This window comes from Meiothermus hypogaeus (assembly GCF_003574035.1).
Lineage (GTDB): Bacteria > Deinococcota > Deinococci > Deinococcales > Thermaceae > Meiothermus > Meiothermus hypogaeus.
Genome location: NZ_QWKY01000092.1, coordinates 1 through 10,436, shown reverse-complemented (window position 1 = coordinate 10,436; position 10,436 = coordinate 1). Strand labels below are relative to the sequence as shown.

The window sequence follows — 10,436 nt, the reverse complement described above, 5'->3', positions numbered from 1 at the left end:
ACTCGCGATAGAGGGCATGGAGGTTATCCGGATGGTGCCGCAGTTGCAGTTCCAAGCGCGGGCGGCGCTGGTGTTTGGTGAGTTGCATGACACCATACTAATAGATTGAATTTGCGGGATTTCTTATCAATCCTGTAAAAGCGGCACCGCCTGGGGCCGCCCGTCTGGCCCTACCGCTACCATTACAAAACCCGCCCGGCAGGCCAAAACCCGCTCGAAGTTTTCCATCGGCTCGACCCACATCTCCACTTCTACCCGCATCGAACTCTTCCCCACCTCTTTTACCCAGGCCACCAGTTCCACAATAGAGCCCTGGGGCACCGGTTGACGGAAGTCCATGGCGTCGGCGTGCACCGTAACCACCTTAGCTCGGGCGTGCCGGGTTGCGGCTACGAAAGCGGCCTCATCCATCCAGGCCATGGCCGTACCGCCAAACAGGCTGCCGTAGTGGTTGCAATCACCAGGACGCACCAGGTGCACGGTACGGGTTTTTCGGCTCACGTCCTCCTCCTGGCCCTGGCCCGCTCCTCGCGGTAGAGGATATAGGCTTTGGCTACCTCGGGGGCAATTTCCATCAGGCCCCGTTCTACCCGATCCTGGATCTCCTCCACCGAAAGGCTTCTTTGCCGGGCCTCAAGTTTGATCGGCTCCACGATGTGCCGGGCCACCTGCTCGAAGTCGAGCACCACCCCGGTAGCGTGGGCGGCTTTTTGCACGGCATTTACAATGCGCATCTCGTCGAATGGCACTTGTCGCCCGTCCCGCTTGAACACCGGCTGCAAGTCCGGGACAAGCTCGGGGAAGAAGAAGTCCAGGTCGGACAGGGGCTCCACGCGGGTGGCTTTGATATAGCCGTTGCCCTTGGTGGAGAAGAAGTCGTGGTTCTTGGTTTCGGTACGCAGGCCAGCCAGCACCACCGGGTTCACGTCTTGTGCCTCCACACCGAAGTGGGGCCTGAGTCCCAGGTTCATCAGGGCTTTATCGGCATTGTAGCGCGAGAAGCGCAGTACCGCTTCCTCCAGCCCGATCCGGCTGTAGAGGGCCTGGGTGTAGCGGGTTTCCAGGGTATCCAGTTTTTCCAGTAGCTCCACCACCCCCGCTTCGGCCCGCACCCGCGCTTTGTCGCTCAGGCGGGCCAGCACCTCCTGGGCCAGCAAGCCCACGTACACCCCGTGGATGGACTCATCCCGAATAATCAGGTTGATGATTTCCCCAGAACTCGTGAGCCGCCCCTGCCCGGCCAGGTAGAGGGGGAAGAAGAAGCCCGAGTAAAACAGGTAGGACTCCAGCATCACGCTGGAAGCCATCGCCCGGTACAGGCTTTCCTCGTCGGTGATCTGGGTGTAAGCCCCGTGAATAATGGCCAGCTTTTGCTGTAGCTCCGGCTGTGCTTGCACCCAGTCGAAAAGGCCCTCGATGCGTTCCGAAGTGCAGAGGGTGGAGAAGATGGAGCTATAGCTCTTGGCATGCATGTGCTCCATCGCCCCCATGAACGACAGCACCGCCTTGGCCTGGAACCCCGGTACCCATTCAGATATACGGGGCATTCCTACACTGCCCTGCACGGTGTCCAGCAGGGTCAACCCAGCCAGCACCTCCTCATAGGTGCGCTGCTCGGCAGGGGAAAGCGTCATCCAGGCCAGCTTGTCGTCCGAGAGGGGGATTTCCTCATCCACCCAGAACTGCCGCACGTTCTGATCCCAAAACATTTTGGTGTAGCCGTCTTCGGGCCGGTTCCAGTTGACCGCCTGTAAGTTGTTATCAATCAAGGTGGTTTTCATTTGAGGTCTCCTTCAAACCGCGCAGCTTACACACTCTTCCACCGAGAGGTTCTTGGTGCGGGTGTAGTAAAGGCTTTTGAGGCCCTTTTTCCAGGCATAGATGTAAAGCCGGGCCAGTTCGCGGGTGCTGGTCTCGCTGGTGACGTAGAGCACCGTGCTGATGCCCTGATCCACATGGGGCTGAATCTCGGCCACCAGGTCGATTACCCGGTACATATCCATGTGGTAGGCCGACTTGTAGTACCAGAAGGTCTCCTCGGAAAGGAACGGCACCGGGTAGTAGGTGGTGGCGTTGCCGTAGGTGCGGGTCTCCACCACGTCCACAATGGGCGCGATGGAGGGGGTGGCATTCTGGATGTAGCTGATGCTCTGGGTAGGGGCAATGGCCAGGCGATAGGCGTGGTAGAGCCCGTGTTGCTGCACCTGCTTCTTTAATCTGGCCCAGTCTTCCGGGCTGGGCAGGGGGATGTGGGCGAAGAGTTGTTGCACCTTTTCGTTGCGCGGGCGGAAGTCCTGGGTCAGGTAGGGATCGAAGTAAACCCCGCTGGCGTAGTCCGACAGCTCGAAGCCCTCGAAGCGTACCCCGCGCTCGCGGGCGATCTGCATGGAACGTTCCAGGGAGTAGAAGTTCACCGCAGCGAAGAAGCTGCGGGCAAAGTCGCGGGCCTCCTCAGACTCGTAGCGCAGGTGGTTTTTGGCCAGAAAGCCGTGCAGGTTCATGGCCCCTAGGCCCACAGAGTGGAAAGCCTGGTTCGCCCGGTACACGCCAGGGGCGTTGCTCACCTGGGATAGGTCGCTTACCGCAGTGAGCATGTCCATAGCGGTGTGCACGCTCTCGGCCAGCTGCCCCGACTCCATCACGTTGACGATGTTCAGGGAGCCCAGGTTGCAGCTAATGTCGTAGCCGATCTGGTCGTCCTGGCCGTAGTCGCCAATAAACGAGGTGGTCTGAAGCTGGAAAATCTCGGTGCAGAGATTGGACATCTTGATCTGCCCCAGGCGCTTCAGGGGGTGGGCCCGGTTCGCATTGGTCTTGTAGATGATGTAGGGATAACCCGACTCGAACTGGGTCTGGGCGATGCGGGTGAGCATGGCCCGGGCCGAGAGGGGGCGCTTTTTCACCGCCGGGTGGGCCAGCAGTTCTTCATAGCGCCGGTCCAGGTCCATATCGTCCAGATGTTCGCCAAAAGCCTGATAGACCGAGTAGGGAGCAAATACGTAGAAGTCCTCGCCCCGCTCGGCCAGTTCAAAGAACTTCTGCGGCACAATCAGGCCCAGGGATAGAGTCTGAATGCGGCTTTTCTCATCAGCGTTGATCTTTTTGGTGTCCAGAAAGTCTTCCACGTCCCAGTGAAAGACGTTCAGGTAGACCGCCCCGGCCCCCTTGCGCTGACCCATCTGGTCGGCATAGTTGAAGGCATCCTCCAACAGCTTCATCACCGGCACCACGCCCTTGGCCGCGTGTGCTACCCCCTTAATGGGTTCGCCCCGAGCGCGGAGCTTGGAGAGGTTGAGGGCCACCCCACCTCCGATTTTGGAGAGCTGCATGGCGGTGTTGAGATTGAAGCCGATGGAGTTCAGGCTGTCGTCGAGTTCCAGCAGGAAGCAGCTGACCAGTTCCCCCCGGCGGGCCCGGCCTGCATTCAGGAAGGTGGGGGTAGCGGGCTGGTAGCGCTGCTCCATCATGGCCCGCACGTAGCTGCGGGCTTTTTCCATATTCCCCTGGGCCAGGTGCAGGGCCGTTGCCACCACCCGGTCTTCGTAGTGTTCAAGGTACTGCTTTTTGTCGTTCGACTTCAGGGCATAGTCTTTGTAGAACTTGGAGATGGCCATGAAGCTCTGGAAGCGGAAGCCGTAGCTGTAGGCCAGATCGGAGAGCTCGAGCACATCGGCTTCGCTATAGCGGGCAAAAAAGTCTTCGTAGTAGCCCTCGGCAATGAGGGTTCGCAACCGCTCGATGGGCCCCGGGAAGCGTCGCATCTGCTGTTCGGCCTCGGCTTCAAAGGCCCGGGCGGCCTCGAGATCCTTCTCAAGCTGAAAAAAACCGTTCTGCTTTTGCAGTACGGCGCTGTTGAGTTCAAGGTAGCGCATATTAATCTTCCTTGTCTGTTCAGGCCAGACTGGGGGCCCGACGATCCATTTGCTTTAGTGCCTGCAAGAACCTCTCAGTGTCCCTATCGCTCCCCGCCAGTTCAAACTTGAGCAAAATGGGCAGTCCATAGCGTCCGGCAAGCACGTCCGCCGAGCGGGCAAAGTTAGCGCCCCAGTTGCGGTTACCGCTGGCCGCGACCCCCTGGATGTAGCCTCGGTTGTGGGTTACAAAGCACTCGACCTCGGCGGGTACCTGGCCGAACCCGGTGGTGTAGGTCACCAGGACACAGGGCCCATAGACCCGTTCTTCACCTGTCCAGATTCTGCAGCGCTGCACAGGCAGCCGTTCCACAAAGCGGGCCACATTGCCGGTTTTCGAAGCGTACACCACAAGCATAGCCCCTCCTTCGGGCAAAAAAATCCCTTGCCGCTAGCGGGTTCAACCCAACCAGGGCCTTTGAGCTACCCGATGCAGGTGGGGCTAAGTTTTGATGGAAAACTTCACCTGATCCATCCTTTCCGTCCTTGGCGCGAGGACTAGGGAACCCTACCGGGCAGGCAATCGGGCTTTAACCGTTGCGCGACAGCGGCGGAATTGCACCGCACTTCCCCTGTTTCCGGTGGGGAAACCACATCTTGTGGTTTCTGGGCGATACCCTACTATAACTTGTAGTTTAGTGTCAAGCTCAGCCGGCCAGCAGGGGAGCCAGAGCATGCAGCAAGGCCTCCTGGGCTTCAGGTACTTGTGCAGAAAGGCGCAGCCACTCCGGCAAACCAAAACTGGTGCAGTCGCGTACCCGAATGCCCTGCTCGCGTAGCCTCTGGGCCACCTGGGTGGCCTGGCCCACCCGCACCATCAGGAAGTTGGCGGTGCTCTGGCGCACCTCGAGGCCCAGCTCCCTCAACCCCTGGGCCAGCTGTCTTCTCAGGAGCCAGAGTTTCTGGCGGCTTTGGGCCAGCCAGGCCTGGGAAGCAGGTTGCAGGATGGCCCGCAAAAAGGCCTCTCCATGCACCCCCAGCACCCATGAAGGGGCCATGTGGCGAAAATGGGTAAGGTCATGCGGGGCCAACAGATACCCCGCCCGCACCCCGGTCAGGCCGTGTGCTTTATTGGGACTGTAAAGCCACCAGGCCGTACGGGGCAGCGCGGGGGGGCTTTCACACAACGGGTAGTAGGCCAGGTCGAGCACCAGGTGTGCCTGCCGGCGGTGCGCGGTTTCGGCAGCCTCCTCCAGAAAATCGTAGATTTCACCCGTCGGATTGTTGGGCACACACAAAAAAGCTAGGGTGGCTTGGGGTAACAGGCGCAGGAAGTCGTCTTTACTCTGGGCCTTAAGCAAAGGCAGCTCGGCGGGTTGAGCTGCCCGGGCATACTCGGAAAAGGTGGGGGGCAGGATGAGCATGGGCCCCCTCAGGTAGCGCAGCCGGGTCAGGCGGTGAATGAGTTCGCTGGCACCTCCGCCCACCGCGACCTGCTCGGGCGCAACCCCGTGGTGCTGTGCCAAGGCCGTATGAATCTCGGCATACAGCGGATCTGGGTAGTGGCTGGGGTCGGCCTGACGGATGGCCTCGAGGGCCTGGGGGTCAGGGCCGAGGCCGTTGGCATTGGTCGAGAAGTCGTAACGGGGCAGAGGCCCGCTGTCGGTACCGCCATGCACCGGCTTGAGCACATCGTCGATCATGAGCATTCAGTATGGGCTTAGAACGTATCTAAGATTTGTTGGCACGCTTCTATTGCAGCCAGCAGCAACCCCCCCACCCAGCCGGCTCGTTGCACCAAGGCCAGGCCCCAGGTCACATCTTCGGCTGCAGGAGGACGGCCCTGCTGGTTTAGTGTATACACCCCAGGTTTACCCAGGCGCAAGCCCAGGGCCAGGGCCAGGGCCGCCATGGGCCAGCCTGCGTTAGGCGATGGCGTTTTGTGGGCCTCTCGGCGAAGAGTTGCAAAGGAGAAGCGCAAAATTCGAGAAGTACCTGCACGCCAACACCAGCCTCCGATTAGCCACACAAGCCCGGCTGTTAGCCTGGCAGGTAGCCAGTTAAGCACGTCGTCAATGCGAGCAGCCCAGCGGCCCGCCCACTCCCACTCGCCCCGGTAGCCCCACATGGCATCGGCGGTATTGGCAAACCGGTAGAGGGCTGCTCCGGGCAGGCCTAAGAGCAAAAACCAAAAGAGCGGGGCAATAACCGAGTCCGACAGGTTTTCAGCCGCCGACTCCAGCAGGCTTTCGCGCACCTCCGATGCCGACAGGCTGGAGGTGTCGCGGCTCACCAAGTATCTAAGGCGATGGCGTCCGGCCTCGAGGCCCCCTGCAAGCGCCATCTCCACGGCGTGGGCTTCATCCAGGAGCATCCGAAATGCAAACAGAGGTTTTAGAAGAAGTGCCGTAAGAATGAGCTCGACCCACAGTGGCGATAAGCTCAGCAACCCGCTCGCAACGCCGTAGATTCCTACAAAAATAACAGCCCCGATCCACCAAAACCCTGCGCCGTGCCAGCATGCTTGCAAAGGGGGAAGTTGGGTCAGGCCCTTGCCTACCCAAGCCAGGTAGCGCCCCATCCAAACCACAGGATGAAACGCCGCTTTGGGCTCCCCCCAGACCCAATCAAGCCACAGGGCCAACAAAACCGCCATTGGGTCAAAAGGTATCAATTTAAGACCGCTTCCCTCAAGCTCCTCTCGTGATGAGCACCAGGCCAGAAGACGGACCCATGCTTCGGCTTTATCATCAAAATAGTATGACCCTCCGCACCCGCATCACCCTGCTCACACTGGCTTTGCTGGCCTTTTCGTTGTTGCTGATTGGAGGGTCGGTGTACGGGACGCTGCAATTTACGCTCTACGACAACCTGCGACGCGAACTGGTTGAAACTTCGGTTAGCGCCCAACGGCTGATTCAAGAACAGGGCAACCTCGATGGCCTTCCCCTTACGGTGTATGGGCAGGCTTTGTGGGTGCCCTTCCCCAACCCTACCGCCACCGATATCTTGCAGGGGGCGGCCATTCCCATTGCCCGCTCCCTGGCGCTGGGCGATGCAACCCTCACGCTCTCGGAAAAGGGTTTGCAGGAGGTCTTGCGTTCCGGAGGGTTCTATACTCAAACCACCCTCACCCGCCCCGACGGCAGCCAGGTTCCCCTGCGGGTGCGGGCCGAACGCCTCGAGACCGAAATTGCCGGAATCCCCCAGGGCAAGCAGTTGGTCATTTTGCTGGTAGGCAAGTCTACCGAAAGCATCGAAAGCACCCTGGCCGATTTTGCCCGCACCTACACCGCCACGGCCCTGTTGGTGCTCATTTTTGGTGGGCTGCTGGCCTTCCGGCTGGTACGGCAAACCCTGGAGCCTTTGGAGTGGGTGGCCAAAAAAGCCGAGCAAGTGAGCAATAAGCCTGAAAAACTCCCCGAAATCGAGGGCCACAACGAGGTGGCCTCGCTGGTCAAATCGCTCAACCGGATGCTCGCCCGGCTGGAGAGCGCCTGGGAAACCCAGGGCCGCTTTCTGGCCGATGCCTCGCATGAGCTGCGGACGCCAGTAACAGCCATTTTGGGGCACGTCAACTACCTCCTGCGCCGCACACAGCTCTCGGATCAGCAGCGCGAAGGTTTAGAAATTATCAAGCGAGAATCGGAGCGCATGCACAAGCTGGTAGGCGACCTGCTCGAGCTCTCCAAAACCGGCGGAAGCTGGAAGGTCGAGCTGGGTTCAGTACACCTCAAAACCGTGCTGGATGAAATCGAAGAGGAGTACAGCAAGAGTTTTGAGGGCCGCATCGAGGTGCAGGCCCCGGAAGAAGTCTGGGTGCTGGGCGACCCCGAGCGACTGCATCAGGTCATTGCCAATCTGGTTTCCAACGCCATCAAGGCCAACTCCACCCACATACGTCTGGTGGTGCTCGATCTGGCCGAGCGAGTGGTAATCCGCGTGGAGGACAACGGCGAGGGCATCAGCAAAGAACACCTGCCCCATCTGTTTGAGCGCTTCTACCGGGTGGATAAAGCCCGTGACCGTGAGCGGGGGGGGAGTGGGCTGGGGCTGGCCATTGTGCGCTCGATCGTAGAGGCCCACGGAGGCAGCGTGTGGGTCGAGAGCGAGCCCGGCAAGGGCTCGGTGTTCAGCATCTCCCTCAAGCGAGCTTCTGCTCCCCATCCACAGCTGGCCTGATTCGAGCCGTTATCGTGGTTTGGCTTTTTTGGCCTCAGGGGACTTTGGTTTTCGTTCTGCCGGCCGCTCCAACCTTTCTGGCCTGCTTGCCGAACTTCCGCTCGAGCTCGGCAGCAAAAGCGTGGTTGGTGTAGTCGAGGGTAATGGGCGTTACCGAGATATATCCGCTCTGAACGGCCCAGAAATCGGTGCCTTCTTCCAGCTCGGCGGTGGGCTTGCCGGCCACCCAGTAGTAGGGCCGCCCATCGGGGTCTTCCCGCTCGACGATGGAATCTTCGTAGCGATGGGTGGAGAGTCGGGTAATCCTGACCCCTTGCGGGGTGCGGTTTGGAAAGTTGACGTTAAGCAAAGTTTTATGGGGCAGACCATGCTTTAGCACCCACCGCACAATGGGCACTGCGTTCCGCGCTGCCTCTTCAAACTGCAGTTCTTCACCCGAGGCATCCAGGCTAAAGGCTATGGAAGGTATGCCCAACGAAGCGCCTTCCAGGGCCGCTGCCACGGTACCCGAGTGGGTTAAGTCCAGACCCAGATTGACCCCGATATTGATCCCCGAAACCACCAAATCCGGCCACCCCAGGAGCCTGCTGCCAAGCACCACGCAGTCCGCCGGGGTACCATCTACGCGGTAAGCTGGAATCTCACCGAAACCCGCCGAGGCGGTGTGCTTAAAGCGCAGCGGTCTGCGAAAGGTGATGCTATGCCCCACGCCCGACTGCTCTACATCCGGGGCGACTACATTCACCTCGGCAATCTCCCTTAAGGCAAAAGCTAAAGCCTTGATTCCAGGTGAAAAGATACCATCATCGTTGGCAACAAGTATTCGCATATGCGATTAGCCTAACGCCAAAGCGCCAGGGCGGAAAGCGCCCTAGCAAAGGTCTTGGTCTGTAAAGTAGCCATTTGTTTCAGTTCGCACGCAAGCTCCCTCACCCTTTGGTAGGTGGCCGATCAACGTCTAATCCACCATCGGGACAAGGGGGTTCTTTGAGCTATTGGCCTTCGGCTTGTGGCTATTAACTATTGACTGTCAGCAATCGGCAGGGTATCAGGCATATACCAGTTCAACCACCACGTAAGTCTGGCTGCCCTTGGGGCTTTTGACCTGTACCTCGTCGCCTACCTTTTTGCCCATCAGGGCCTGGCCCAGGGGCGATTCGTTGGAAATCTTGCCGCTGAAAACATCCGCTTCGTGGCTACCTACCATGGTCACGCTCATGCGCTGGCCGGTAGAGGTCTCGAGCTCTACCGTCACCCCAATCTGCACCTCGGTCGGAATGCCATTGCCCGATTCGACAATCTGTACACGGCTCAGGATGTCCTCGAGCTCGGCAATACGGCTGTTGTTCTGCCACATGGCCCGACGGGCCTCGTCGTAGCCAGCATTTTCGCGCAAATCGCCCTCGGCGATGGCCCGACCCATTTCATCGGCAATTTGCTGTACTTTTTCAGTTTTCAAATAGGCAAGTTCCTGCTCGAGCCGCGCTTTGCCTTCAGCGGTAAGGTATACCGGCTTTTTATCTGACATTCAGCAAAACCTCCATAGGTCTACTGTTCGTAGACCCGAACTTCAGTATAGTACAAGCTCGGTTCTGCTTCCCTGAACAACACGCCTAGGGTCGGTGCGTAAACCCTCGCAAACCTCGCGCTTCAAATGCTTGGTTTTGCAAAAACTGACTGGGTGTTATGCCCCCACCTAGCCTCCCCCGTTGGGGGAGAAAGGGAGAATTTTACTTTATGCGCCAGCCCTGCACGCCTAAGCAGTACCGCAATACGTACCAAGCCGGTCGCAACCATTCAGCAGGAGCACCTGGCTTTCGGCTTTGAGCTTTTAGCGGAGTGAGCGACCTGGAGAAGTCCTTGCCCCTTTGCACACACCCCTGACTATCCAGCGCATCTTGGCTTTTTCCGTTGCCAACTGATGATTCACCCCAGCCCTGTGCGGAATTGCGCTTAGTGCCTTACTCGGCAGTGGAATAAAATGGCGGTATGCGATGGATGGCGGGAGTTCTCTTGTTTGGTGCGACGCTGGCCCAGAGCCTAACTGTGCCGCCCGAAGCCCAGGTTGGGCAGCCTTTGGAAATTCGCGGAGCGGATTTTCCCCCAGGCCGGTACACCCTCAAGATTGCGTCGGATGCCGCAGCTACCGAGGTGGACCTCGAGACCTTCAATGGCAACATATCCACGGCCTGGACACCGAGCGCGGAGGGGGTATACAAGATCAGCATTCTGGTTGGGGAACGCACGGTGGAGGCGCAAACTCGAGTACAAGCCGCTCCTGCCGCACCCCCCTCACCGGTCTTGCCCTCCCCGGCGTTACCTGTTTTGTCTACCGGCCTGGGCACGTGGACACGGCCATGCAGGCCCACCACCGCAACGCTGAGGGGGGCGGCGGCCCAGCGC

The 10,436-nt window shown here is 59.4% G+C and carries 9 protein-coding genes, 2 pseudogenes and 1 riboswitch; of the genes and pseudogenes, 2 read left to right on the top strand and 9 right to left on the bottom strand.

Annotated elements, in window-relative coordinates; all coding sequences use genetic code 11:
• The 7 genes and pseudogenes from Mhypo_RS18640 to cbiB form a co-directional block, all read right to left on the bottom strand.
• Positions 1–88, bottom strand: a pseudogene (locus Mhypo_RS18640) (transposase); the annotation flags it as partial.
• Between the two features lie 38 nt (positions 89–126).
• A complete protein-coding gene (locus tag Mhypo_RS15580; RefSeq protein ID WP_119342189.1) occupies positions 127–501 on the bottom strand; it encodes an acyl-CoA thioesterase in 375 nt (124 codons plus the stop codon).
• Positions 498–1,781 (bottom strand): class 1b ribonucleoside-diphosphate reductase subunit beta, encoded by a 1,284-nt coding sequence (gene nrdF, locus Mhypo_RS15575; RefSeq protein WP_119342188.1) that lies wholly within the window; start codon positions 1,779–1,781, stop codon positions 498–500. The genes Mhypo_RS15580 and nrdF overlap by 4 nt, the downstream gene beginning before the upstream one ends.
• Before the next feature lie 12 nt (positions 1,782–1,793).
• Positions 1,794–3,872, bottom strand: a complete 2,079-nt coding sequence (gene nrdE / locus Mhypo_RS15570; RefSeq protein ID WP_119342187.1) for a class 1b ribonucleoside-diphosphate reductase subunit alpha — start codon at positions 3,870–3,872, stop codon at positions 1,794–1,796.
• A gap of 19 nt (positions 3,873–3,891) precedes the next feature.
• On the bottom strand, positions 3,892–4,269 hold the full coding sequence (gene nrdI, locus Mhypo_RS15565) for a class Ib ribonucleoside-diphosphate reductase assembly flavoprotein NrdI (RefSeq protein ID WP_119342186.1): 378 nt from the start codon (positions 4,267–4,269) through the stop codon (positions 3,892–3,894).
• A 151-nt stretch (positions 4,270–4,420) separates the two neighbouring features.
• Positions 4,421–4,495, bottom strand: a riboswitch (adenosylcobalamin-variant (AdoCbl-variant) riboswitch).
• 63 nt (positions 4,496–4,558) lie between these two features.
• Positions 4,559–5,554, bottom strand: a complete 996-nt coding sequence (locus Mhypo_RS15560; protein ID WP_119342190.1) for a pyridoxal phosphate-dependent aminotransferase — start codon at positions 5,552–5,554, stop codon at positions 4,559–4,561.
• Between the two features lie 17 nt (positions 5,555–5,571).
• Positions 5,572–6,507, bottom strand: a complete 936-nt coding sequence (gene cbiB / locus Mhypo_RS15555) for an adenosylcobinamide-phosphate synthase CbiB (protein WP_119342185.1) — start codon at positions 6,505–6,507, stop codon at positions 5,572–5,574.
• A 104-nt stretch (positions 6,508–6,611) separates the two neighbouring features.
• On the opposite strand from cbiB, the gene Mhypo_RS15550 reads away from it, so the two are divergent.
• A complete protein-coding gene (locus Mhypo_RS15550; RefSeq protein ID WP_119342184.1) occupies positions 6,612–8,033 on the top strand; it encodes a sensor histidine kinase in 1,422 nt (473 codons plus the stop codon).
• Between the two features lie 34 nt (positions 8,034–8,067).
• On the opposite strand, the gene surE is transcribed toward Mhypo_RS15550, so the two are convergent.
• Both surE and greA read right to left on the bottom strand, forming a co-directional pair.
• Complete coding sequence (surE, locus tag Mhypo_RS15545; RefSeq protein ID WP_119342183.1) at positions 8,068–8,862, bottom strand: 5'/3'-nucleotidase SurE; 795 nt, start codon at positions 8,860–8,862, stop codon at positions 8,068–8,070.
• Between the two features lie 219 nt (positions 8,863–9,081).
• Entirely contained in the window at positions 9,082–9,561 is a 480-nt protein-coding gene (gene greA / locus Mhypo_RS15540) for a transcription elongation factor GreA (RefSeq protein WP_119342182.1), read from the bottom strand.
• 461 nt (positions 9,562–10,022) lie between these two features.
• On the opposite strand from greA, the pseudogene Mhypo_RS15535 reads away from it, so the two are divergent.
• Positions 10,023–10,436 (top strand): annotated as a pseudogene (locus tag Mhypo_RS15535) (hypothetical protein); the annotation flags it as partial.

What these genes read in the sequence shown, in the direction of transcription:
- nrdF (WP_119342188.1), bottom strand. Translation starts at nt 1,781, where the DNA reads ATGAAAACCACCTTGATTGATAACAACTTACAGGCGGTCAACTGGAAC.
- nrdE (WP_119342187.1), bottom strand. Translation starts at nt 3,872, where the DNA reads ATGCGCTACCTTGAACTCAACAGCGCCGTACTGCAAAAGCAGAACGGT.
- nrdI (WP_119342186.1), bottom strand. Translation starts at nt 4,269, where the DNA reads ATGCTTGTGGTGTACGCTTCGAAAACCGGCAATGTGGCCCGCTTTGTG.
- Mhypo_RS15560 (WP_119342190.1), bottom strand. Translation starts at nt 5,554, where the DNA reads ATGATCGACGATGTGCTCAAGCCGGTGCATGGCGGTACCGACAGCGGG.
- cbiB (WP_119342185.1), bottom strand. Translation starts at nt 6,507, where the DNA reads ATGGCGGTTTTGTTGGCCCTGTGGCTTGATTGGGTCTGGGGGGAGCCC.
- Mhypo_RS15550 (WP_119342184.1), top strand. Translation starts at nt 6,612, where the DNA reads ATGACCCTCCGCACCCGCATCACCCTGCTCACACTGGCTTTGCTGGCC.
- surE (WP_119342183.1), bottom strand. Translation starts at nt 8,862, where the DNA reads ATGCGAATACTTGTTGCCAACGATGATGGTATCTTTTCACCTGGAATC.
- greA (WP_119342182.1), bottom strand. Translation starts at nt 9,561, where the DNA reads ATGTCAGATAAAAAGCCGGTATACCTTACCGCTGAAGGCAAAGCGCGG.